Annotated in this window: 20 protein-coding genes; 10 read left to right on the top strand and 10 right to left on the bottom strand. The window is 72.4% G+C overall.

The window, feature by feature from the left end:
- Nucleotides 1-287: 287 nt before the first annotated feature.
- The 5 genes from A6A08_RS02830 to A6A08_RS02810 are packed head-to-tail and all read left to right on the top strand — an operon-like array spanning nucleotide 288 to nucleotide 7787.
- The gene (locus A6A08_RS02830; RefSeq protein ID WP_073700893.1) at nucleotides 288-1559 is read left to right on the top strand and encodes an SWIM zinc finger family protein; all 1272 of its coding nucleotides are present in this window, start codon (nucleotides 288-290) and stop codon (nucleotides 1557-1559) included.
- Entirely contained in the window at nucleotides 1556-3097 is a 1542-nt protein-coding gene (locus tag A6A08_RS02825) for a DUF5691 domain-containing protein (protein ID WP_274533988.1), read from the top strand. Before A6A08_RS02830 ends, A6A08_RS02825 begins: the two co-directional genes overlap by 4 nt.
- A complete protein-coding gene (locus tag A6A08_RS02820) occupies nucleotides 3098-4213 on the top strand; it encodes an AAA family ATPase (RefSeq protein ID WP_073700891.1) in 1116 nt (371 codons plus the stop codon).
- The gene (locus A6A08_RS02815) at nucleotides 4213-6624 is read left to right on the top strand and encodes a DUF5682 family protein (RefSeq protein WP_073700890.1); all 2412 of its coding nucleotides are present in this window, start codon (nucleotides 4213-4215) and stop codon (nucleotides 6622-6624) included. The genes A6A08_RS02820 and A6A08_RS02815 overlap by 1 nt, the downstream gene beginning before the upstream one ends.
- Entirely contained in the window at nucleotides 6621-7787 is a 1167-nt protein-coding gene (locus A6A08_RS02810; RefSeq protein ID WP_073700889.1) for a VWA domain-containing protein, read from the top strand. The genes A6A08_RS02815 and A6A08_RS02810 overlap by 4 nt, the downstream gene beginning before the upstream one ends.
- Nucleotides 7788-8048: 261 nt before the next feature.
- On the opposite strand, the gene A6A08_RS02800 is transcribed toward A6A08_RS02810, so the two are convergent.
- From A6A08_RS02800 to A6A08_RS02785, 4 genes are all read right to left on the bottom strand, one after another.
- Nucleotides 8049-9263: an amidase gene (locus A6A08_RS02800; RefSeq protein WP_083608795.1), complete on the bottom strand. Its 1215-nt coding sequence runs from the start codon at nucleotides 9261-9263 to the stop codon at nucleotides 8049-8051.
- A 543-nt stretch (nucleotides 9264-9806) separates the two neighbouring features.
- Nucleotides 9807-10652: a tetrahydrofolate dehydrogenase/cyclohydrolase catalytic domain-containing protein gene (locus A6A08_RS02795; protein WP_073700886.1), complete on the bottom strand. Its 846-nt coding sequence runs from the start codon at nucleotides 10650-10652 to the stop codon at nucleotides 9807-9809.
- Between the two features lie 6 nt (nucleotides 10653-10658).
- A complete protein-coding gene (locus A6A08_RS02790) occupies nucleotides 10659-11087 on the bottom strand; it encodes a hypothetical protein (RefSeq protein WP_206780066.1) in 429 nt (142 codons plus the stop codon).
- A 296-nt stretch (nucleotides 11088-11383) separates the two neighbouring features.
- Nucleotides 11384-12382 (bottom strand): type I restriction-modification enzyme R subunit C-terminal domain-containing protein, encoded by a 999-nt coding sequence (locus A6A08_RS02785; protein WP_073700884.1) that lies wholly within the window; start codon nucleotides 12380-12382, stop codon nucleotides 11384-11386.
- Between A6A08_RS02785 and A6A08_RS02780 the strand changes: the two genes are divergently transcribed.
- Entirely contained in the window at nucleotides 12374-12979 is a 606-nt protein-coding gene (locus tag A6A08_RS02780; protein ID WP_242422067.1) for a DUF2326 domain-containing protein, read from the top strand. The two genes, A6A08_RS02785 and A6A08_RS02780, sit on opposite strands and share 9 nt — an antisense overlap.
- A gap of 167 nt (nucleotides 12980-13146) precedes the next feature.
- Here the strand turns inward: A6A08_RS02780 and A6A08_RS02775 are convergent, their stop codons facing one another.
- The 5 genes from A6A08_RS02775 to A6A08_RS02755 form a co-directional block, all read right to left on the bottom strand.
- Entirely contained in the window at nucleotides 13147-13974 is an 828-nt protein-coding gene (locus A6A08_RS02775; RefSeq protein ID WP_073700883.1) for a hypothetical protein, read from the bottom strand.
- A 252-nt stretch (nucleotides 13975-14226) separates the two neighbouring features.
- Nucleotides 14227-15090, bottom strand: coding sequence for a VanZ family protein (locus A6A08_RS02770; RefSeq protein ID WP_073700882.1), 864 nt, complete (start codon nucleotides 15088-15090; stop codon nucleotides 14227-14229).
- Nucleotides 15091-15167: 77 nt separating this feature from the next.
- Nucleotides 15168-15686 (bottom strand): hypothetical protein, encoded by a 519-nt coding sequence (locus A6A08_RS02765; protein ID WP_073700881.1) that lies wholly within the window; start codon nucleotides 15684-15686, stop codon nucleotides 15168-15170.
- Nucleotides 15687-16061: 375 nt separating this feature from the next.
- Nucleotides 16062-16430, bottom strand: coding sequence for a DUF3140 domain-containing protein (locus A6A08_RS02760; protein WP_073700880.1), 369 nt, complete (start codon nucleotides 16428-16430; stop codon nucleotides 16062-16064).
- Between the two features lie 35 nt (nucleotides 16431-16465).
- A complete protein-coding gene (locus A6A08_RS02755; protein WP_073700879.1) occupies nucleotides 16466-17497 on the bottom strand; it encodes an SDR family oxidoreductase in 1032 nt (343 codons plus the stop codon).
- Nucleotides 17498-17671: 174 nt separating this feature from the next.
- Between A6A08_RS02755 and A6A08_RS02750 the strand changes: the two genes are divergently transcribed.
- Both A6A08_RS02750 and A6A08_RS02745 read left to right on the top strand, forming a co-directional pair.
- Nucleotides 17672-19537 carry a glycoside hydrolase family 15 protein gene (locus A6A08_RS02750; protein WP_073701072.1) on the top strand — a complete coding sequence of 622 codons (1866 nt, stop codon included), beginning with the start codon at nucleotides 17672-17674 and terminating at the stop codon, nucleotides 19535-19537.
- Nucleotides 19530-20069 (top strand): DUF1360 domain-containing protein, encoded by a 540-nt coding sequence (locus A6A08_RS02745; RefSeq protein ID WP_073700878.1) that lies wholly within the window; start codon nucleotides 19530-19532, stop codon nucleotides 20067-20069. Before A6A08_RS02750 ends, A6A08_RS02745 begins: the two co-directional genes overlap by 8 nt.
- Nucleotides 20070-20218: 149 nt before the next feature.
- Here the strand turns inward: A6A08_RS02745 and A6A08_RS02740 are convergent, their stop codons facing one another.
- A complete protein-coding gene (locus A6A08_RS02740; protein ID WP_073701071.1) occupies nucleotides 20219-20743 on the bottom strand; it encodes a hypothetical protein in 525 nt (174 codons plus the stop codon).
- Between the two features lie 230 nt (nucleotides 20744-20973).
- Between A6A08_RS02740 and A6A08_RS02735 the strand changes: the two genes are divergently transcribed.
- Together A6A08_RS02735 and A6A08_RS02730 are read left to right on the top strand one after the other, a co-directional pair.
- A complete protein-coding gene (locus A6A08_RS02735) occupies nucleotides 20974-21720 on the top strand; it encodes an alpha/beta fold hydrolase (protein WP_073700877.1) in 747 nt (248 codons plus the stop codon).
- Nucleotides 21717-23132 carry a hypothetical protein gene (locus tag A6A08_RS02730; RefSeq protein ID WP_242422066.1) on the top strand — a complete coding sequence of 472 codons (1416 nt, stop codon included), beginning with the start codon at nucleotides 21717-21719 and terminating at the stop codon, nucleotides 23130-23132. Before A6A08_RS02735 ends, A6A08_RS02730 begins: the two co-directional genes overlap by 4 nt.
- Nucleotides 23133-23159 lie beyond the last annotated feature (27 nt).

Here is a 23159-nt window from a genome sequence, read left to right as displayed (position 1 = left end):
CATAAAACGCAAAATGATGTGCGGGCGCGCGGAAACACGGTGTGCGCAGGGCCTCCGGGAGCCGCCGATACCGCTCCTCGGCCTGAGTCTGGCACACGGGTGCGACAGTTTCCGGAGTGCGGCGGACGGCGCGCCGGGGCGTTCGGAAAAGGTGTTCCGGAGGCGCTTTCCGAGTCCCCGTTCTGTCACCACCGGTCCGTAGTGTTCTCTGCGTGAGCGATCGATGGAGTACCGACGACGTATGGGCTCTGGCTCCGGACGCCTCCTCCCGCAAGGCCGCCCTCAAGGTGGCCAAGGAGGGGTCCTGGCCCGAGCGCGGGGTGGTGTCCGCGCCCTCGGGCGGCACCTCCGCCGTGTGGGGTGAGTGCAAGGGCAGCGGGTCCAAGCCCTACCTGACCGCCGTCCACCTGGACGGAGACGGAGGCACCGCCTACAAGTGCAGCTGCCCCAGCCGGAAGATCCCGTGCAAGCACGCCCTGGCCCTGCTCGCGCTGTGGGCCCAGGAACAGGTCGTACCCCGCGAGGAGAGGCCCGAGTGGGTCGCCAAGTGGCTCTCCGGCCGGGCCGCCCGCAAGGCGCGCGCGGAGGGCGGCGCCTCCGCCGCCGCGCCCGCCGACCCGGAGAGGGCGGCCGCCACCCTCAGGGAGAGGGAGGAGTCGGTCGGGGCCGGGATGGACGAGCTCCGGCTCTGGCTGCACGACCAGATCGACGCCGGACTGGCCGAGGTCCCCAAGTACGGCTACGGCCACTGGGACCGCATGGCCAAGCGCCTGGTCGACGCCAAGGCGGGCGGCGCGTCCGCCCTCGTCTCCCAGCTGCCCGGCGCGGCCCGCGGGGACGGGTGGCCCGAGCGCCTGCTCGAACGCCTCAGCCTCCTCCACCTGCTGGTCGGCGCCTACCGCGCCGGGGACGCCCTCGGCGAGCGGACCCGCGGCGCCGTCCGCGCCCGCGTCGGTATCACCACCAGGGCCGAGGACGTCCTCGCGGGCGGTGAGCGCGTCCACGACACCTGGCGGGTCCTGGGCTGGCGCGACACCGCCGCCGCCGAGACCGACATGCGTGCCCGCCGCCTGTGGCTGCGCGGCGTCGGGACCGGGCGCACCGCCCTGTCGCTGACCTTCGCCCGCACCGGACAGACACCCCCCACCCCCTTCCGGGCCGGCACCGACGTGACCGCGGAGCTGGCGTTCTACCCCGACGGCCACCGCGTCGTCCCCGTCCGCGACGGCGACACCGCCCCCGCGCCCCCACCCGAGGGCGGCATGGTCGCCGAGGCGCTCGACGCCTTCGCCGCCGCCGTCGCGGAGGACCCCTGGTGCGACACCTGGCCGGTCGTGCTCGACCGCGCCGCCCCCGCCCGCGCCGTGCCCGATCGAGAGGGCCGGTGGTACCTCACCGACCCCGACGGCGCCGCACTGCCCCTGGCCAACGCCCAGCCCTGGCGGCTCCTCGCGGTCACCGGCGGCCATCCCGCCACCGTCGCCGCCGAGTGGTCCCCCGGAGAGGGCCTCACCCCCATCGCCGTATGGGACCGGAACGGAAAGGCGGTCTCCCTGTGACCGGTACCCGCGCCCCCGAATCCCCCGACCCCCCGGCCCCCGCCGACTCCTGGGACCGCCTGGTCTCCGCCGCCCTCGTCGGCACCTCCCGGCGCCCCGTCCCCGACACCCCCGACCTGCCCGACCTCCCCGGGGCCGAGGGCGCCGGCGCCCTCCTGGACCGTGCCGCCCTGGCCGCCGTCCGGCGCGTGGCCGGATACGTCCCCGCCACCGGGACCGCGCCCCTCGCCCCCGACACCGAGGACGAGCGCCCCGAGGTCGGCCGGGCCGCCACCGACCGGCTGGAGCGCGTCCTCACGGAACGGATCGAACTCCTTCCCGAGTGGCTGGAACTGGTGGCCGCCCGAGGACGGCGCGCCGCGCACTCCAGCGTCCCCGCCCTCCTCGACCAGGGCGTGCGCGACAGCCGGCTGCGCCCCGCGCTCGCCACCGCCATCGGTACGCGCGGCCACTGGATGGCCCGGTTCAACCCCTCCTGGTCCTACATGCTGGCCGAGTCCGCCCCCGGCGACCGGTTCGGCGAACGCGACTGGGAACGCGGCACCCCCGGCGAGCGGCGCCGCGCCCTCGCGGCCCTGCGCGCCGCCGACCCCGGCCGGGCCCGTGCACTCCTCGCCGCCGCCTGGCCGGGCCTGGCCAAGGCCGAGCTGCGCCGGCGCCTGCTGGAGACACTCGCCACCGGGCTCGGCCCCGCGGACGAGGAGTTCCTCGAAGGGGCGCTGGACGACCGGAGCGCGAACGTGCGCGGCTGCGCGCTGTCCCTGCTCACACGGCTGACCGGCGGTGCCCACGCCGAACGGCTGCGCGGCTGCGTCCGGCGGAGCGCCTCGCTCGACGCGGACGGGATCCTTCGGATGGACCCGGCCGGCACCGACGATCCCGCCGTCCGCCGTGACCTCGCCCTGGCCGCATCCGACGGCCGGAGCGAGAGCGCGAACCAGAGGCAGGAGCGGATGTGGGCGCTGGTCACCCACACACCGCTGGACGCGTGGCCCGGGCTGCTCGGTACCGACCCCGCCGGGGTCCTCACCGCGGCGAGGAAGGGGCCCGGCGGGTACGGCAGGAACAACCGGCTGTTCGGAGCCCTCGTCAACGCCGTGGTGGTCCAGCAGGACGCGGAGTGGGCCGAGGCCGCCCTCGGGACGATCGGCGTCCAGACCATGCGCCACCCGAACACCGGCGAGTTGTTCCAGCTGGCGAACCTGCTGGGACTGCTGCCGCTGCGGGAGCGCTGCGGGCTCGTGTCCGGCGTTCTCGACGACGCCGCACCCCTCGTCCGCTGGGGCGAGTTGCTGCACGCCGTACGCGGGCCCTGGACCCCGGAACTGGGCGAGCGGGTGGTCGGACGCCTGCTCACCAAGGGCCGCAAACACGACCACCACGGATATCGGGAGCTCTGCGAGGCCGCGGCCGCGCACATGGCCCCGGAGTACGTCGCCGAACTGCCCGGCGAACCCCCGATCGACACCTCCGCCGACGCCTACCTCCAGCTCCGGGACACCCTCCGGTTCCGACTCGACATGCACAGGGAGCTCTAGTTGACCACCTCCGCCCCTTCCATCCGGACCGACGCCGCACAGGCCCTGCGCCCGCACGCGGAGCAGACCTACGCCGCCGAGATCGAGGCGCTGGCCGAGATCGACGACCGGCAGCGGCCCCCGGGCTGGCGGCTCTCCCCGTGGGCGGTCACCCAGTACCTGCTGGGAGCCACCCTGCCCGACGGCACCGAGATCACCCCCAAGTACATCGGCGCGCGCCGCGTCGTCGAGGTCGCCGTGGCGACCCTGGCCACCGACCGGGCGCTGCTGCTCATCGGCGTCCCCGGCACCGCCAAGACCTGGCTGTCCGAGCACCTGGCCGCCGCGATCTCCGGTGACTCCACCCTGCTCGTCCAGGGCACCGCCGGAACCTCGGAGGAGGCCGTCCGCTACGGCTGGAACTACGCGCGGCTGCTCGCCGAGGGCCCCTCCGAGGCGGCCATGGTGCCCAGTCCGGTCATGACCGCCATGGCACGCGGCTCCATCGGCCGTATCGAGGAGCTCACCCGCATGCCCTCCGACGTCCAGGACGGACTCATCACCGTGCTGTCGGAGAAGGCCCTGCCCGTGGCCGAGCTGGGTATCGAGGTGCAGGCCCAGCGCGGGTTCAACATCATCGCCACCGCCAACGACCGCGACCGGGGCGTCAACGACCTGTCCAGCGCGCTGCGCCGCCGGTTCAACACCGTGGTGCTGCCCGTGCCCGACAGCGCCGAGGACGAGGTCCGCATCGTCACCCAGCGGGTGGAGCAGCTCGGCCGGTCCCTGGAACTGCCCGAGGTACCCACCAGCCTCACCGAGATCCAGCGGGTGGTCACGGTCTTTCGCGAGCTGCGCTCGGGGGTGACCGAGGACAACGGCACCAAGGTCAAGTCGCCCAGCGGCACGCTGAGCACCGCCGAGGCGATCTCGGTGATCACCAACGGCATCGCGCTGGCCGCGCACTTCGGTGACGGGCGGCTGCGTCCGGCCGACGTGGCCGCCGGCATCCAGGGCGCCGTCGTCCAGGACCGGGTGTCCGACGGCGTGGTCTGGCGCGAGTACCTGGAGACCGTCGCGCGCGGACGCGACGGCTGGGGCGAGTTCTACCGCGCCTGCCGCGAGGTGGGCGCCTGATGGGCCGATCCCGACTGGACACGAGCGGGCTGCACGTCCTGGGCGTGCGGCACCACGGCCCGGGGTCGGCCCGGGCCGTCCGGGCGGCCCTGGAGGAGATCAAGCCCGACGCCGTGCTGATCGAGGGGCCGCCGGAGGCGGACGCCCTCACCTCCCTGGTGGGCGAGCTGGAGCCGCCCGTGGCACTGCTGGCCTACCTCGCCGACACGCCCAAGGGGGAAGGGAACGGAGCGCGGACGGACGCGGGTTGGGCGTTCTGGCCCTTCGCTGGCTTCTCCCCGGAGTGGGAGGCGCTGCGCTACGCGGTGGAGAACGGCGTACGGGTGCGCTTTTGCGACCTTCCCGCCGCGCACACCCTCGCCGAGCGCGTCGCCGAGGCCGAGGAGCGGCGCCGGGCCGAGGAGGAGGACGGCCGGCCCGGCGCCGCCGGGGAGCGGGCCGAACAGCAGGACGGCCGACCGGGCACGGATTCCGGTGAGGGGACCGGTGCGGCCGACGGAACGGACGCCGAGGAGACCGGGAACGGTGAGGTGGGCGAGTCGGAGCGGGTCCGGCTGGACCCCCTCGGGGTACTCGCCGAGGCCGCGGGCTACGACGACGCCGAACGCTGGTGGGACGACGTCATCGAGCAGCGCCGCGACGGGGAGCCCTCACCGTTCCCCGCGATCGCCGACGCCATGGCCGCCGTCCGCGCCGAGTCCGGGCCCGAACGGGGAAGGGACGCGCGCCGGGAGGCGTACATGCGCCAGACCCTGCGCGCCACCCTCAAGGAGGGGCACGAGCGGATCGCCGTGGTCTGCGGCGCCTGGCACGCCCCCGCGCTGCGCGACCTGGCCGACCACTCCGTCAAGGACGACACCGCCCTGCTCAGGGGCCTGCCCAAGGCGAAGGTCACCGCCACCTGGGTTCCGTGGACCCACGGGCGCCTGGCCTCCGCCAGCGGCTACGGCGCCGGCGTGGCCGCACCCGGCTGGTACCACCACCTGTTCACCGCGCCCGACCTGCCGGTGCACCGGTGGCTGACCGACGCCGCCCGCATGCTCCGCGAGGAGGGGCTGTCGGTGTCCTCCTCCCACGTCATCGAGGGCGTGCGGCTGGCCGAGAGCCTCGCCGTGCTGCGCGGGCGCCCCCTCGCCGGACTCGACGAGGTGGCCGAGGCGCTCACCGCCGTCCTCTGCGAGGGCGAGCCCACGCGGGCCGCCCTCGTCCACCGCCGGATGGCCGTCGGCGAGCGGATGGGCTCGGTGCCCCCGTCCACGCCCATGGTCCCGCTTCAGCGCGACCTCATCGCGATCCGCAGGCGCCTGCGGCTCAAGGCCGAGCCCTTCGACCGCGACCTCGACCTGGACCTGCGCAAGGACGGCCAGCGCGAACGCAGCGTGCTGCTGCACCGGCTGCGGCTGCTCGGCGTCGAGTGGGGCGTTCCCCGCTCGCCCGGGGGCGGGCAGAAGGGCACCTTCCGGGAGTCGTGGCGGCTGCGCTGGGACCCGGACATGGACGTGGCGCTGATCGAGGCCAGCCGGTGGGGCACCACCGTGGCCTCGGCGGCCACGGCCAGGGTGGCCGACCTCGCCGAGAGCGCGGCCCTGCCCGCGCTGACCTCCCTCACCGAGCAGTGCCTGTTCGCGGAGCTGGGCGGTGCCCTGCCCCGGGTGCTGTCCCTGCTCACCGACCGCGCGGCCACCGACAGCGACGTCACCCACCTGATGGCGGCGCTGCCCCCGCTGGCCCGCTCGGCCCGGTACGGGGACGTGCGCGGTACCGACGGCGCCCACCTGCACACGGTCGCCGAGCAGATCCTGCGGCGCGTGTGCGTCGGACTCGCCCCGGCCGTGCACGGTCTGGACGACGACGCGGCGGCGGAGTTCGTCGGGCTCATCGACGCCACGCACACCGCCGCCACCCTCCTCGCGGGCGAGGGGGCCCGGGCCTGGACCGCGGCCCTGGTCGCCCTGGCCGAGCGGGACACCCTGCCCGGACGGATCGCCGGACGGGTCAACCGGATGCTGTCCGACGCCGGACTGCTGGAGGCCGACGAACTGCGCCGCCGCCTCGGCCTGGCGATGTCCCCGGGCGCCGAACCCTCCTCGGCCGCCGCGTGGCTGGAGGGGTTCCTCCAGGGCAGCGGGCTGATCCTGGTGCACGACGAGCACCTGCTCGGGCTGATCGACACCTGGCTGCTCGCCCTGCCCGAGGAGCGGTTCACCGCCGTGCTCCCGCTGCTGCGGCGCACCTTCGGGGCCTTCAACGGCCCCGAGCGCCAGGAGATCGGCGCGGCCGCCCTGCGGCTCGGCTCGGCGCCCGCCGCCGACCGCGGTGCCCCGGTCCGCGTGGACGTGGACACCGAACGCGCGGCCCCGGCCCTGGCCACCGCGCTGGCCATCCTCACCGACGGAAGGAGCCTCGGTTGAACGCCGTGGACGAACGTGAGCGCCGCTGGCGGCTGGTGCTGGGCCGGGAGGCGCGGTGCCCCTCCGGGCTCAGCACCGCCGACCAGGGGACGGACGCGGCCCTGGAGGCGCTGTACAACCGGGGCGACGGCTCCGGAGGCGGACCGTCCGGCGGCGAGCGCTCCGCCGGCCTCGGCGGTTCGGCGCCCCGCGTGGCGCGCTGGCTGGGTGACATCCGGGAGTACTTCCCGTCCTCCGTGGTGCAGGTGATGCAGAAGGACGCCATGGACCGGCTGGGCCTGCACCAGCTCCTCCTGGAACCGGAGATGATGGAGGCCGTCGAGCCGGACGTGCACCTCGTCGGAACCCTCCTCTCCCTCAACCGGGTGATGCCCGACCAGGCCCGCGAGTCCGCCCGCGCCGTGGTGCGCCGGGTGGTCGACGACCTGGAGCGCCGGGTGGCGCAGAAGACGCGGTCCCTGGTGCAGGGGGCGATCGACCGGTCGGCCCGCACGCACCGGCCGCGCCGGGCGGCCGACATCGACTGGAACGCGACCATCCGCCGCAACCTGGCCCACTACCTCCCCGAGCACGGCACGATCGTGCCGCAGACCCTGGTGGGCTACGGGCGCCGCAGCCGCGGGGTGCAAAAGGACGTGGTGCTGGCGATCGACCAGAGCGGCTCCATGGCCTCCTCCGTGGTCTACGCGAGCGTGTTCGGCGCGGTCCTGGCCTCGATGAAGACCCTGCGCACGTCCCTGGTCGTGTTCGACACCGCGGTGGTGGACCTGACCGAGCAGCTCACCGACCCGGTCGAGGTGCTGTTCGGCACCCAGTTGGGCGGCGGCACGCACATCAACAAGGCCATCGCCTACTGCCAGGGGCTGATCAGCAAGCCGAACGACTCGGTCTTCGTGCTGATCAGCGACCTGTACGAGGGCGGTGTCCGAGAGGAGATGCTCAGGAGGGTGGCCGCGATGCAGGCGGCCGGCGTCCAAGTGGTGGTGCTGCTGGCCCTCTCGGACGAGGGAGCGCCGTTCTACGACCGGCGGAACGCGTCCGCGCTCGCCGAGATGGGGGTGCCCGCGTTCGCCTGCACGCCGGACGCGTTCCCCGAGCTGATGGCGGCGGCCATCCAGGGGCAGCCCCTCACGTCCTGGGTGGAAAAGCACCAGGACGCCTGATCCGGGCGGGCGGGGCCGTGGCGGTCCCCGCCCGTCCCCGGCCGCCACCGGAGAGCCGTTGAGTTACGACGCGGTGGCCCTGGTCGCCGGGAGGCCCGACGAGCAGGCGGTCGTCGACGCCCTCCAGAACGTGGACCCGGAGCTGCGCCTGCACTGGCACGGCGACACCGGCGGCCTCCAGACACGCCGGCCACGAGGAGAAGGACGGCATGATCCACCACTACATCATCTGGCTCGACCGTTACGCCGACGATCGGCGGCCTACGCGCTGTCGTCGACAGGGCGACGTTGCCTGATGCAACACTGGTGAGAACACGCCGGGGGCAGGGAGGGCCAGGGGACATTGCGCTCGTAGTCGGCCGCGGCAGCCAACAGCATGTCGTCACGGTGGTGACCGGCGACCAGTTGCACACCGACAGGCAGTCCACCGGCGGACAGTCCACCGGGCAGGCTGATCGCCGGGTGCCCGGTGATGTTGAACAGCCAGGTGAACCCGACGCTCATCACCTTCCCAGGGCCTTCGTGCCCGTGTGGCAGGTTCGGGGTGCTCGGGGTGACCAACAGGTCCACGGAACCGAACAGGTCGTCGAGCGCGGCGCGATTGGCGGCGTCGTCGTCCCGAACCGTGGTGTCCGGCCCCTTCCTCCGCTTGGCGAGCCAACTCGCGGCGGGGTCGGTCAGTATCAGGTCCACCTCCTGCAACGACACTCGGCCACCATCCGCCCACCTCCGCACGGCGCGGTCCACGACCCGGGCGACCTCCGGGTCCACCTCGTTGAAGCCGAGCGTCGGAGACCACGCCGCACGCAGTGGCCGGGACAGAGGCGGTGCGGGCTCCGATCCCAGTACGACCGACCGGTAGAGCTCCACGTCGGCAACGGACCGGGTGACGGGCCCGCCGAGCCCGAGCCCGGCTCTGTCCCGGGCGGGCAGCAGACCGGTGGTGGGTTTGTAGCCGACCACACCGCACCAGGCCGCCGGTATCCGGGTGGATCCGGCCCCGTCACTCGCCGTCGCCAACGGCACCATCCCCGCCGCGACGGCGGCCGCCGAGCCCGCCGACGAGCCACCGGGGGTGGCGTCCGCCCGCCAGGGATTGACGGTCCTTCCCCGGTCTGTCGTACCCCAGGTCTTCCACTCCGTGCCGGGGCCGGGAACCGAGGTCGGGCCGATGGGTACCGCCCCGGCTTCGAGCAACTTCCGGGCCTGGAGTGATCCGATCCCCTCGGACGCCTTCACGGCCAACGGGACTCCGGCGAGGGGAAGGTACTTCCCCCCGGCGACGGCCTCGTCGACGTCTGACGCGTGCTCCCTGGCGGTGTCCGACCACACCTCACGGAACGCCTTGATCCCGGAGTCGACCCGTTCGACGGCCTCCAGGGTCGCCTCGACCACCGTCACGGCACTGACCTGGCCGCTGCGCACCCGTTCCGCGATCTCTCCAGCGCCGACCCGCCCGTCATCATCCACGACCATCACCCCTCAGGCCTCCACGTCCAACGCGACCCGAGCGCTCCAAGGCCCCAGGACGGTTCCCGTTGCGAGCTCCCGGGAGGGTCGGGAACGGGGAGTCCCGCTCCGGTAGATCCCTGTGTTCACATGGGCCGGACTTGTTCGAAGCCGCGTCGGAACCGTCACGCGGTGGCCGCCCACCCGACCCGATGGGTAGCCACCGAAGGGCTACTCAGAGTTCCCTGCCGCCGTCACCGCCTGGTGAGTCACTGCTTGGTCCCGGTGCACTTCCGGTGTTCTGCGATTCCGTACCGGACGGGAGCCGTCCACGTTGGGCGATGCGCGCGGCTCTGGACATGCCGGACGGGAGCTGTCCACGTTGGGCGATGCGCGCGGCTCTGGACATGCCGGACGGTGGCTTGCCCTGCGTGTTCCGGCTCTCGGACGGCTCCTCGGGGTCTCTGCCGAGCCTGGAACCCACTTTGACGCGTTCCCTGGACTGCTCTTCCGAACCGCGTCCGACCCGCTGCCCGGCGGTCACCTCGTTCCCATCGAAGCTCCAGCTCTTCAGCCGGGGGTCCACCTCCGCCTGGACGCCGCGTTCGATGAGCACGGCCATCTCGACAGGACCGATTCCGCCTGGTACGGGGGTGATGCGCTGAGGAACGTCGTAGGCATCGTGCCGCGCGTCGCCCTGGACGGTGCCGTCCCCCTCGGAACGAAGCCGGAGTCGATGACCGCCCGGTGGTGGTCGGCGATGATGTCGCGTCCGATGATGCCCGGGGAACCCGTGACGCTGATGATCACGTCCGACTGCCGCGCTCGCGAGAGGTCGTCCCCGTAGTCCAGGCAGACCGGCTCGATTCCCTGGTCGTTCAACAAACGGACCACACCGCCGCCCACGAAGCCCTTCGATCCGATCACGGACACCTCCGCACCATCGCGCGCATACGGGAGGGCGACCCGGGTGATCCCGTCGGCCGTCGCGCACGCCCGCTGCTGCGACCGTGCTCCCAGCAGCCCGTCGATGTCCTTGCGAGGGTCGATGTCCTGCACGTACGGAAGAAGGGTCCGAGGAGGCGGGAACTGCACGATGATCCCGAGGGAGTTCGGGTCCTCGTTCGCTTTCAGGATCTCCTCGTGAAAGCGCCCGGGGTCGACGTTATGAGGTAGGTGGACGTCCTTGGTCCCGAAGCCCATGGAGGAGAAGTTCTTCAACTTCTGGTTCGCGGACACACGTGAGGCCTCCAGCTTCACCCGGGTCTGCGCATCGAGTCCCCGAACCGGCTCGAACCGGATGACGGAGATCGACCGTCCGGTCCGGCGCACCGGCTCCTGGTACTGGGACAACCCCTGTTTGACCTGGCGCAACAGCGCACGCCCCGAGATTCGGTTGGTCTCCTGTGGTCCCACTGCGGATCAGGCCCTCTCACCCAGGGCTTCCAGGACTTCTTCGACCGGTGGCAAGGACAGCCGCTTGCGCAGTGCCTCGGCCTCGTCGTCGGGGACCACCTTGCGATCTGAGACCGGGTCGGTGAACCGGCCCTCCTCCCATCTGAGGGGGATGGTGGTGAAGCCGGCGGGGCCGATGTCGTCGTAGTAGGAGAAGGGGCCGTAGTGGGCGTACCACTCACCAGCGGTCAGGGGCTCCGGGCCGGGAAGAGCGAGATCCTTCTGGAGGATCGCGGCCAACTCCGGAACACGGGTGACCAGGCCCGTTTCCATCGGGTTCGACTTGATCTCGGTGAGGATGTACACGTCACGTACCAGACCGCTGCCCGTGAAGATCTGGACGAGGCCCCGTCCTTCACCCAAGAACGTGGGGAATCCCAGGATGAAGGCCTTCATCCTGACTCCGTCCCGGGTTTCCTGATCGATGATCCTGCTGACGATCAAGGCTTCCTCCGATAACAGGGGGAGATGTCGCGGCCTTCGGGTTCCCCGGCGAAATCCTTCGCCTGGTTCTTGTCGGCACGCCGAACGAATCGCTGCTGTGGTCCGCGGCCGCCAGGGGCCTCTCCAGCCGATACCGGTCCACGGTACACAGGTCCTGTGCGAGCGGAACGGGAAGCGTGCTCACACTCCCCGCTCCGACCCGGCGGGCTCTCCGCGGCATGGTGTCGGGATCGCCCGTCACCTCGGCCTCAGCCGGCGGCCCGTTCCTGGGGGACCGCGGTCTCCTTGATGCCCTTGAGCACCTCCTCGATGGTGTCGACCTCGGTGCCGGAGAACACGCTTTCGGGGCCGCCCGGGGAGACACCGGTGAACGGCGGCTCGTAGAGGTCGCCCACGTCCAGGAAGCCGTTCTTGGCCACGTAGTCGATGATCAGCTTCAGCAGGCGCAACTGGGCCGAGGTGAACGTCCGCCCGGCCTGGAAGGCGTCGAAGGCCTCGGTCACCGCGTCCTGCCGCAGACCGGTGAGGGAGCGCAGGAACAGCCCCAGCCCGCCATGCTGCTCCTCGGCGCGCTCGATGTCGGACTCGGTGCCGAATCCGCTGTCGAGGAACAACCGGGAGAAGTGGTCGATGTCGGCACTGGTGAGCTGCCTGTTGCGCAGCAGCTTCTGCACGGACAGGTCGTCGGCGTGGCTGCGCACGTAGGTGCGGACCTTGACCTCGAACCGGGTCCACCCCCCGCCCACGTCCAGGCCGTTCAGCTCGGTCCGGGTGAGCTCGCCGAGCTCGTCCTCGAAGTCGGAGTAGACGATCCCGCGCCGGGCCTTGGGGATGAGCCGCACCAGGCCGCGCACGCGCCGCCGCATCGCTTCGAGCATCGGCAGGGTGACGTCCTGCCACCACGCGTCCGTGGTCAGGTCGGCCAGGAGCTCGCGCTGCCTGGCCACCACGGGGTTGTTCAGGGTGGTGGGGTCGAGCAGGGCCTCGGCGATGTCCTGGACCTGGCGCCGGAGCTTGTCGAACCCGGGCTCGGGTTCCAGGACGCCCAGCTGGAGGCGCAGCGCCAACAGGTCGAAGCGCTTGGCCTCCTGGCCGCTCTCGTCCTCCTTGTACTCGGTGGGCAGGGGAGCCAGGGTCTCGGCGAGCTGGTCGCGCTTGTCCTCGGTGATGCGCTCCCACGCGGCGGGGTCCTGGTAGGCCTCCACCGTCTCCAGGTGGGGGCGGACCTCGACGTTGCGGTGGTTCATCCCCGACACCTCCAGCTGGAGGCGCATCGGGAGTACCTCCAGCGCAGGCTCGACGCCGCGCGGACCCTGGAGCAGAGCCGTCGCCAGATCGACCAGGACAAGACCGCCTTGGAGGACGAGGTCCAAAGGGACATCGAGGTCAGGAGAGAACAGGAGCGGCGGGCCAGCCTGCTGTTCAACCGGTTCGCCGAGCACCTGTACGGCGACGCCCGTTCCCCCTACCTGGCCTTCCAGGCCAGAAGGAGCCATCTGGAGATCGAACTCAAGCTCGAAGCCGACGACAGCACGGGCATCTCCAACATGAAGATGTTCTGCTTCGACCTGACCTGGGCGGTGATCGCCCATCGGACGGGACGCGGCCCCGACTTCCTCGTTCACGACAGCAAGCTCTACGACGGGGTGGACGAGCGACAGGTCGCCCGCGCCTTGGACCTGGCCGCGCGGGTCACGCGGGAGGAGGGCATGCAGTACGTCGTGACGATGAACTCCGATGACCTCGCCAAGGCCCAGCGGATGGGTTTCGACGCCGACCCCCACGTCATCGCGCCCCGTCTCGACGACTCCGAGACAGGAGGACTCTTCGGGTTCCGTTTCTGAACAGCCGGGATCCGTCCCGGGGCCAGGGCGTCCCCGGGTCCGGGCATGAAGCCGAACCCTTCGGGGCTGACGCGGCTCCTCCCGCTACCGCTGCCATCGGGGCTCCTCCGGGGCGCTGAGCGGGCTCCAGCCGAGATGGCGCGTCCGGCACCGTCCCCTCAGGCATGTCACCGACGTCGCCGTACTCTCCGCATGCTCGCGAGGTAGTCCGGGCTCAGGCAGTTGTCCCAGTCGTCGGCGCTGCGCTGCTCCCATTCGTATTCACCGAAGTCAGCGTCGTACTCCATCTGTGTCCGGTGCACCACGCGTCCGCGCCAGAGAAGCTCCACACGCTCCACACGGGACTCCCTCGCGGTGCCGTGGTAGCCGCGCTCCACGAATCCGTGCAGCCCGTCCGGCTCCATCCTCACGATCTCCGCGTTCCAGTAACTGGGAGTCGTCGTTGTGGCGAGGCCGCCGGGGGCCACGTCCATGACCGGCGGGTTCCACTCGACCTCCGTCGAGCACGGTCCCGCCTTCTCGATGTCGGCCCGGTCGTTCCCGGTCTGGTAGCGGCCGGTGACGCCGGCACGCCAGGCACCGTCGCCGTCCGGCTCCCAGGAGACGGACGGCATGCCGAGGTCGGGAAGGTGGTCGGCGGCTCCGAGCACGCGCACCCCGTCGAACCCGTACCAGAACGCGCCGTGCCTGGTCTGTCCTTCCTGACCGAAGTGCGTGATGGTGTCCTGGAAACCGCCCTCGTCGAAGAACCGCTCCCACACGCAGGCGTACTGGTCGCGGTGGTCCTCCCAGAAGCCGTAGAAGTCCGGGTTCTTCCCGCAGCCGGCCTGGATGTCGAGAAGGCTTCCGTCGTCCGCCCGCCGGACCGCCACCGGGACGTTGTACGACCCGCGCTCGTTGAGCATCCGGTCGATGATCCCTTCGGCCTCGTCGCGGCCGATACTCCGATCAGGGCGGGGGATGACGCGCAGGAAGCTCGTGAAGATGTTGGACACGGGACCTCTCGCTTCTCGTGGCACCGGCACCGCCGGGGGAGCAGTCGAGTGACCGGGCGGCCCGGCCATCCTCCCGCCGGTTCGCCCGGAGGCCCGGCCGGCGTCCCGCCCGCCGTCCCCTCACGTGCGCCACCGGCTCACCCAGGGAAGGCGTGCCCGCGTGGATGGCCGCCTCCGCGCGCCGGGGCCCGCCCGCGCGGGACTCCCGGGCCCGACCGCGTCCCCGACCCGCACGCCTTCGCCCCTCCGTCCTCAGGCCGGGCTCCGAGCGCGGGAGGACCGGTCCAGGAGGGTGCGGCGGACGAGGGCCACCGCCGCGGCGGCCATGGCCACCCCCGCGACGGATCCGACGGTGTTGACCAGGAGGTCGCCGGTACCGGCGCCGCGTCCGGCGGCCATGGCCCACTGGACGGTCTCGATCGTCAGGCTCAGGGCCGGGCCGTAGAGCAGGCGCGAGGGCCACGAGCCCAGGGCCAGGCAGGCGACGACGCCCACGGGTACGAACAGCAGGGCGTTGACCAGCTTCTCCTCGACGATCAACGTCTGGAACCGGACCGGCTGTCCCTGGGCGTCGATGACCGGCCGTACCTCCGCGAGGACCCTGGCGGCCGTTTCGGGGGAGACCTCCCCGCCTTCGGGGGTGAGCACGACCTCACGGCCGCCGGTGGTGGGGTGGACGACGTAGTCGATCTCCCGGCCCCCGGCCTGTTCTCCGAGCCCGACCCGCCCGTCGCGGGCCTCCTCCACCTGTTCGGGGGTCAGCTCCCGGGCCGTGTAGTGGGCGAGGGCGTCCCCGTGTTCGAGGAGGACGCTGAACTCCTCGGGTTCGACGTGCTCCTCCTGCTCCTGCTGCCACCGGAGCTCCTCGTAGGCGCTGAGGGGGTTCCAGTCGACATGGCGCGACTGCCCGGTCCCCACCAGCTCCCAACTGAAGACCGGCATGGCCAGGATCGCCAGGTAGACCACCGTGGCCGCGGCGAGCAGACCGCGCAGGGCGCGGCGGGCGGTGTCCGGGCTCCTCCCACGCCACCGGGCGAGGATCAGGGCCGACAGCAGGAGTGACACCAGCACCGCGGCGACGGTCAGCGGAGTCACGTGGAGCAGGACCATCCACATGGGGCTTCCAACAGGGACGAGCCCCGGCCGGAGGGGGCGGCCGGGGCCGGGCTCGGCCAGGGATTTCGGTAGCGGACTCAGTTGCAGCGCACGAGTTCGGTGTGGTACTCCGCACCGTTGACGAGCCTCATGACGCCGCGCACGTGCTGGACGCTGGCGAGGTTGAAGGACGCGCTCGCACTGCTGCTCACGGTCTTCCACGCGGAGGGGGCGGTCTGTCCGCCGTTGGCGTACCGCACCCGGAAGTTCACCGTGATGCTGCTGCCGCTGTACTTGGTGTAGTCCACCGTGGCCCTGCTGCACCCGGTGGCGACGATGCGCAGCCTTCCGTTGGTCAGGTATCCGTATCCGGTGTCCAGGGTGGAGAGTTCGTCCTCGGAGTAGGTCTGCTCAAGGTAGGCGTCGACGCTCTCGACGTCTCCCTCCGGGCCCACCTCCAGGACCTCGTGGTCGTTGGTGATGAGGATCTCGGTCTCACTCACCGAGGTCGTCCCGGCGGTGTCCCGGGCGAGGGCGGAAGCGGGGGACGGGGCGCAGAGCAGGGCCGCCGCGAGGACGGCGGCGGCGCTCTTCAGGGGCACGTTCCCGAGTCTCATGAACGTCACTCTCGTCTGGGGGGTGGGAGGCGCCGGCGGCGAACGCGGGGCCGCCGAGACCGCGAGGAGAGTACAGGACGTTCTCCCGCGGTCACAAGGCGCGGTGGGGAGCCCTTCCACCACCGGGCCGGGTGGTGATGATGGGACGCGGGAGGAGGTGTTCTGTGCTTGGCCCGTGCTTTTCGGTACGTGCTCGGTCAGCGGTTCCGGAGGGCAGAAAAGCGCCCCGACAAGGCCTGGCGGCCGGAATCCCGTGGTCCACGTCCGCCACGTCTCCAGCCAGCCCGCCAACCAGCCTGGATTCCGGCGGATCCCGGCGGCTCGCACACACGTCGGGGCGGGCGCACCGCGCCCGCCCCGACGGCACGGCCTCCGCTACCTCTCGAGGTCCTCCTCCTCGTCGGGACGCGCCGAGTCCGGGCTGAGCGGGTCGTGCCCCACCGACATCAGCCGGTGCCGCCACTCCGCGTCCTCGCGGCGGGGATCGGCCAACTGGTCGCGGACGAACTCCGAGACCTCGCGCATCAGCTCGACGTCCCCGTCGGTCACGTCCACCCGGCGCTTGTTCAGCAGGTTCACGATCGCCTCGCCCTTCCGCCACACCGGATGGGCGGGGTCGGCGCCGAAGGCGTTCTCACCGGAGGCGTTCGTGAGCAGCCACTCGCGCAGCTCCTGGCCGGTCATGTTCACCACCGAGTGGAAGTCGTTCCACACGTCGTCGACGACGGGATCGTGCTCAGCCATCTCTTCCCCCTTCGTTTCGGCTTCATCCCACGCGGTCAGGCCCGTCCGCGTATGCCCCGGGTGACCGCGAAGCCCACGGCTCCGGCCGCGAAACCCGCGGCGCCCATCAGGGCCGCGGTGCGGCGCCGCTGGTTCATCTCCTGGAGAGGACTGACCTCGTGCGACTCCTCGTCGAACTCACCGTGCGCGCCGTAGTCGCGCTCGTCGTCCAGGGGATGGAACAGGTTGTCGCGCGCGGACGGACGGAGGTCGCGGATCTGGGCCTTGAACCCGCTGCGCCCCTGCTGCCAGCTGACCAGGCGCGGCGCGAGCCGCTGCCCCAGGGCGGTGGCCACCGTCGAGGCCCCCACCCAGTACCGGCGCCGACGCGGGTGCTCGGCGGCCCAGACGATCGCGTCGGCCGCCACCTCCGGCTGGTACACCGGGGCCACCGGGCGCGGACGGCCCTCCACGCGCGAGCGCGCCCACGTGAACTGCGGGGTGTTGACCGCGGGCAGGTGCACCTCCGTCACCTTGATGTGCGAGCCCCTGTGGATCAGTTCGGAGCGCACCGAGTCGGTGAATCCGCGTATCGCGTGCTTGGCCCCGCAGTACGCCGCCTGCAGGGGGATGCCCCGGTAGGCCAGGGCCGATCCGACCTGCACGATCACGCCCCGGTCCCGGGGCAGCATGCGCTCCAGGGCGACCCGGGTGCCGTGCACGTAGCCGTGGTAGCAGACGTCGGTGACCCGGTGGTACTCGTCCGGCTCGATCTCCATGAACGGCGCGATGATCGTGGCGAACGCGCAGTTGACCCAGACGTCCACCGGTCCCAGCTCGGACTCGACCCGGGCCAGGGCCTCGCGCAGCGCGTCGGCGTCGGTCACGTCCACCGGCACCGCCATCGCCGACGTCCCCTCGTCGCGGGCCTCCTCCACCGCCGCGTCGAGCCCCGCCCGTCCCCGCGCCAGGAGGGCCAGGGTGTACCCCTTCCGGGCGAACTCCCGGGCGGTCGCGCGGCCGACTCCGGCGCTGGCCCCGCTGACCACCACGACCCGGCCGTCCCTTTCTCGGCCCACCTCGGCCACCTCCCCACAAGGCCGACACGGCCTCTCGGATACTCCCTGCCCGCTACCCGGGAGCACCGCCCGTTATGTACATGCCACGGCAAGCTTCTGAACTGCCGTTTCGCCGAGTACGCCCCTGGGCAGTCGCTAGGCAGGAGACAACCCCCCGGCGGCATGCGGATCGGAAGGGGGCGGATGGGTCGCGACGCAGCACGCATCGGCGAGCACGGCTTCCTCTCGGACTGCCACACGGCCGTGCTCATCACACCGGACGGCACGATCGACTGGATGTGCGTGCCCAGGTTCGACGGCGCCGCGCTCTTCTCGGGGCTCCTGGATGCACGGGGCGGCGGTTGGACGATGGAGGTCGAGGGAGCTAGCCCGAGGGGTCGCGCCTACGTGGACGACACCCTCGTCCTGGAGACCCTCTGGCGCGGGCCGGACGTGGAGGTGGCCGTCCGCGATCTGCTCGCCGTCCGAAGGCGGGGCAGGTCCGGCCTGTACCGCGAGGGCGTCCTCCTACGGGTCGTCGAGTGCCGCTCCGGCGGCACGGCCGTGCGTTCGAGGCTGGACGCCAGACCCGACTTCGGGCGCGCCGCCCCCGGGTGGGAGCGCCTCGACGGAGCCCTGCGGGAGTCCTCCGGGATGCTGCTGTCGGGAACGCACGCCCCCGAACTCGCCGAGGACGGCGTACCGGAGTACCGCGTGGAACTCGCCGAGGGCGACACGGCCGTGTTCGCCCTGGACTACCTGGACGGTGAGCACCGCGTGGGGCCGGGAGAGGCGTCGCGGCTGCTTCGGCGGACCCTGGAGGCGTGGCGGGACTGGGCCGGGCGGATCGGCTACCAGGGGGTCGGTGCCGCGCAGGTGCGGCGCAGTGCCCTCACCCTGCGAGGCCTGCTGTACGAGGAGACCGGGGCCCTGGTGGCCGCGCCCACCACGTCCCTGCCCGAGTCGCCGGGCGGCCCCAGGAACTGGGACTACCGCTACGTGTGGCACCGCGACGCCGCGCTCGTGGTCCTGGCCTTCCTCCGGCTCGGCCACTCCGAGGAGGCCGGGCACTACCTGCGCTTCCTGCTGAGCATGTGCAAAAGCCCGATCGACTGGATTCCCCCGGTGCAGGCGGTCGACGAGGCGCCTCCTCCCCGGGAGGAGACCCTCGACCACCTGGACGGGTACGACGGCTCGCGCCCGGTCCGCGTCGGCAACGGCGCCTACGCGCAGCACCAGCTGGACGTGTACGGGCACATCCTCGACGCGGCGCTGTCCTACGAGGCGGCCACCGGACGGCTCCGGCGGGAGGACCTCGAACAGCTCGCCTCGGTGGTCGAGTCGGTGCGCAAGCTCTGGAGGGAACCGGACGAGGGCATATGGGAGGTGCGGTCGGGAACCCGGCACTGGGTCCACTCCAAGGTCTACGCCTGGGTGTGCCTGGACCGGGGGATCCAGCTCTTCTCCGAGTCCGGCAAGGGGGTCGACGCGCCCCTGGGGGAGTGGTGCCGGGAGCGGGAGGCCGTCCGCGAGGAGATCCTCGACCGCGGCATCGATCCCGCGACCGGATCCTTCACGCAGGCCTACGGCTCCACGAACGTGGACGGGTCGCTGCTGCGGATCCCCCTCCTGGGCTTCCTCGACGGAACCGATCCGCGTGTGCTCAAAACCCTGGAGCGCGTGGACGACCGGTTGGGCGTGGACGGCCGCCTCGTCCGCAGATACGACCCCGAACGGACCGACGACGGGATCAACACCCCGGAGGGCGCCTTCCTCCTCTGCTCCTTCGACATGGTCTCCGCCCTGGTGCTCGCCGGGCGGACCGACGAGGCGAGGGAGCGGTTCGAGGGGTTGTGCGGACGCGCCGGGGACCTCGGCCTGCACGCGGAGGAGATGGCCGCCGACGGCACCATGCTGGGCAACTTCCCCCAGGCCTTCACCCATCTGGCGCTGATCGAGGCGGCGGTCAACCTCGACGGCGCGACGGACAGGGAGGCACTGCACGACTGGGTGCGCGGCAGGTCGGGTAGCGGGGTAGGGCGACGAAGGAGGAACGAAGACCATGGCTGACGACACCACCGGTGAGATCAAGGAGACGCTCCAACAGGAGGCGGAGGCCTACCAGGACGGCAGCGACCAGCCCCTCCTCGGATACGCCACCACGGCCTCGGTCTACCTGGCCCTGGCCGGGGCCGGGCTGCTCGCGGCGCGCAGGTACCGCGGGCGCGGCGCGACAGCGGCCGCTGCCGCGGACGTGGGTCCGTGGGACCTGCTGCTGATGGGACTGACCACGCACAAGCTGTCCCGACTGGTGGCCAAGGACCCGGTCACCAGCCCCCTCCGGGCCTTCTTCACCCGGTTCAAGGGGGTCTCGGCGCCCTCCGAGCTGGCCGAGGAGGTGCGCGGCCAGGGCGGGCGCCGGGCCGTCGGCGAACTGATCACCTGCCCGTTCTGCACCGCGCAGTGGGTCGCCACCGCGTACGCCTTCGGCCTGGTGTTCGCGCCGGGCGTCACCAGGGGAGCCGGGGCCGTGTTCAGCGCCGTGGCCGTGTCCGACTGGCTCCAGCTGGCGTACGTGCGACTGCAGAAGGCCCAGGAGTAGGGCGCGGAGGTCGTGTGCCGCCCGTCGCCGACGCGACGGGCGGCCCCTGTCGGTCCCGTACTCGTGGCGGGTCCCGGCGCCGGGCCCGGCCGCAGGCGCAGGGCCGTCCGGGCGTGCCGGGCCGGTGTGCCCTCCCGGCACCCTCGCCGTCAGGCTCGTCGGCGGTCGCCGTGTCCACGGCGCTCCCCGCGCCGGCGGTCCCCGTTCCCGCGGCGCTCCCTGTGCTTGCTGCGCTCGTGCCTTCCGCCGCCCCGTTCGCCGCCGTCGCTTCCGGAGTCCGCCGTCCCGGCCACCTCGGTCTCGGGCGGATCCCCGATGACGAACCCGAAGACCACGTGGTCGAGAAGGAGCGCCATCCTCTCCTGGGGCCTGGACCTGCGGGCGTGGGCGAGTCCGAGAGCCGGGGCGATGGCCAGCTCGAACGCACCCCAGGCCATCACCCCGTAGACCGGTCCGGTGAGCCGTGAGCGCCGCAGCCTCCTCGGCAGGAAGGCGAACAGGGCGCCCGCCGTGGCCCCGTACCCCCAGTGCGCCAGTTCGATGGCGGCCTTCCTCCGGTTCTCGGGAATGCTCCTGAGGACGGCGGGCACGCCCTCCTTCAGGATGGCGTCGGGCGGTGTGCGCTGGACGAACCCCATACCGACCTCGGCCTGGCGCATACCGGTCATGGCCATCGCGCCCGTGGCCCCCCGCACGACGCCCCTGAACCAGGGGCGCTTGGGCGGGGAATCCGACTTCCTGGTCATCTCTCGGCTCCCTTCGACGAAGACCTGCCGTGTACCCCCTCTGACCGGTACGCGCCTTCCCACACGCCCCGGCGCGGGGGTGGGTTGAAGGAGGGGCCCCTGGGTAGTCGTGAGCACCACACCGACGGGAAAGACGCGAGGAGCAGACCGGGGGACGCATGGAGCCGCGGCGGGGAACGGACGAGCTCGCGCACGGGACCATGGCCTCGTGGTGTGTGCCGGGTCAGGGGCCGCCACTGGTCTGCGTGCACGGTGCGGGCGTCTCCTCCAAGCAGACCCTGCCCCTGGTCGAGGCCCTCTCCGGGCGGCTGGAGGCCTGGGCCGTGGACCTGCCGGGGTTCGGGGAGAGCACCGCACCGGACCGCGACCCCACGGTCGCCGGCCTCGCCGAGGCCCTCCTGGAGTGGCTCCGGGCCCGGGGGATCGCACGGCCCTGCCTGCTGGGCCTCTCGCTGGGAACCCAGGTGGTGGCCGAGGCGGCGGTGCGCGCGCCCGAGGAGGTGGGCTCGGTGGTGCTGGCGGGACCGACGGTGGACCCGCGGCTGCGTGCGCTGCCCGTCCTGGCCTCGCACCTGGTGCTCGACAGCATCCGCGAGGGCCCCGCCGTGGCGGTCTCCGGCGTCGCCGACTACCGCAGGGCGGGAGCGCTCCGGGTCGTCCGCAGCTGGCTGGCCAGCCGCGAACACCGGATCGAGCGGGTCCTGCCGAAGGTCGGGCAGCCCGCCCTGGTCCTGCGCGGGAGCAGGGACCCCCTCTGTCCCGGGCACTGGGCCGAGGAGGTCACCCGCCTGCTGCCCCGGGGACGTCTGGTGACCGTTCCCGGACAGCCCCACGCGCTCACCGTCACAGCCCCCGGACCGGTCGCCCGCCTGGTCCACGACTTCGCCAGGGAGGCCGTCCGATGAGATGGCGCAGACAGATGACACCGAAGCGGACCGTGGCGGGCTTCGACTCGGCCACCACCCTGCTGCGCGCGCTGTCGTCCTACAACGCGGGCGGGGACGTCCCGCTCGCGGGGGAGACGTCCGGCGCGCTGGAGGGGGCCGTCGCGCTCGCCGCGGAGGCCGCCAACCGCGCCCCCCGGCGTCTGAAGGAACGCGTCTACGCCGCCGCGGGCTGGTCGGAGGCGGTCCCGCGGCAGCGGATCGGTGAGATCGACTCCGACGCGCTCGCCTCCTGGATCGCCGGCCACTACCCCCGGAAGCAGGCCGAGGTCGCCTTCGTGGGCTCCTCCAACGGGGCGCTCACCCACCTGGCCGCCGGGCTGGAGGCACCGTGGCTCCCGCAGACCCTGCTCATCCCGGTTCGGCGCGGCGGCGTGCCCCCCGACGACGCGTCGGCCGACCTCCGCAAGATGCGGTCCGCCGGGGAGGAGCTGGTACGGGCCAACCCCGACTGGCGGCTGCACCACATGCACGACCCCAACCAGGACCGGCTGATGATCTCGGGCATGTGCTACTTCCGGGTCAAGTGGCTGCGCCTGCCCGACGCCTACCGCCGCTTCCTGCGCTCACGGCTGGTGCCCGGCGGAACGCTCGTCGTCTCGGACTGCGCCATGCGCTGGCCCACCACACGGGTCTCGGACCGCTACGTCTTCCAGCACGGGGGCTTCGGCGGCGCCGACCCGGACGAGCTGCGGTACGGCAGCGAGCGCGTCCGCGAGTTCCTGCGCGCCCACGGCTCGGAGCACACGAAGTTCGACGGACCGGAGCCGGACGGCGACAGCCCCGAGGCGGAGTGGGGGTTCGCCCCCGAGCTCATGGACGACCTGCGCGAACTCGCCGACGAGGAGGGGTGGACGCTGCGGCGGTTGCGCTACGCGGAACCGGAGTCGCCCAGCCCGGCCGTCGCGGAGCTGTACCGCGACTGGTACCGGAGCCGCGGCCTGCCGCCGGACCGGCTGCTGGTGGAGTCCTTCATGCTCGTCGAGCCCTACTGGGCCCTGCGCACCGGTTCGGTCCCCTTCTGGACGGTGTTCAACAAGGAGCCGTCACTGAGGAACCTGGAGGAGTACCTGGACCGTGTGCCCGACTACGAGGAGATCCGGCTCGCCCTGTTCTCCCACGGCGTGGACTCGGTGGGGCTGGCGCGGGCCGAGGAGTGGGCGCGTGTACTGGACCGGGCCACCAAGGTGGGCTCGTTCCTGGGCACCGACCCGGCGGCCTTCCCCCGCGACTTCGCCGTCCTCGCCCGGTTCCACCGCGAACTGGCGCGGGTACGCGGGCGGCAGCCCATGCCGCCCCCCATGCGGTGGCCGGAGGCCGCGGAGTCCCTCGCGGGCGCCGACGGAGTCGAGCTGCTGAAGGAGAGGGACTAGTGACGACCGCCGGGGCGGCCGGGTCCG

This window comes from Nocardiopsis sp. TSRI0078 (genome assembly GCF_001905145.1).
Classification (GTDB): Bacteria; Actinomycetota; Actinomycetes; order Streptosporangiales; family Streptosporangiaceae; genus Nocardiopsis.
The sequence above is the reverse complement of the archived record's forward strand: the minus strand, read 5'-3'. Positions and strand labels throughout refer to the sequence as shown.

Coding starts and splice junctions, on each gene's coding strand:
- A6A08_RS02815 (WP_073700890.1), top strand. CDS start 4,213: ATGGGCCGATCCCGACTGGACACGAGCGGGCTGCACGTCCTGGGCGTG.
- A6A08_RS02800 (WP_083608795.1), bottom strand. CDS start 9,263: ATGGTCGTGGATGATGACGGGCGGGTCGGCGCTGGAGAGATCGCGGAA.
- A6A08_RS02790 (WP_206780066.1), bottom strand. CDS start 11,087: ATGAAGGCCTTCATCCTGGGATTCCCCACGTTCTTGGGTGAAGGACGG.
- A6A08_RS02785 (WP_073700884.1), bottom strand. CDS start 12,382: ATGAACCACCGCAACGTCGAGGTCCGCCCCCACCTGGAGACGGTGGAG.
- A6A08_RS02770 (WP_073700882.1), bottom strand. CDS start 15,090: ATGTGGATGGTCCTGCTCCACGTGACTCCGCTGACCGTCGCCGCGGTG.
- A6A08_RS02765 (WP_073700881.1), bottom strand. CDS start 15,686: ATGAGACTCGGGAACGTGCCCCTGAAGAGCGCCGCCGCCGTCCTCGCG.
- A6A08_RS02760 (WP_073700880.1), bottom strand. CDS start 16,430: ATGGCTGAGCACGATCCCGTCGTCGACGACGTGTGGAACGACTTCCAC.
- A6A08_RS02750 (WP_073701072.1), top strand. CDS start 17,672: ATGGGTCGCGACGCAGCACGCATCGGCGAGCACGGCTTCCTCTCGGAC.
- A6A08_RS02745 (WP_073700878.1), top strand. CDS start 19,530: ATGGCTGACGACACCACCGGTGAGATCAAGGAGACGCTCCAACAGGAG.
- A6A08_RS02740 (WP_073701071.1), bottom strand. CDS start 20,743: ATGGCCATGACCGGTATGCGCCAGGCCGAGGTCGGTATGGGGTTCGTC.
- A6A08_RS02735 (WP_073700877.1), top strand. CDS start 20,974: ATGGAGCCGCGGCGGGGAACGGACGAGCTCGCGCACGGGACCATGGCC.
- A6A08_RS02730 (WP_242422066.1), top strand. CDS start 21,717: ATGAGATGGCGCAGACAGATGACACCGAAGCGGACCGTGGCGGGCTTC.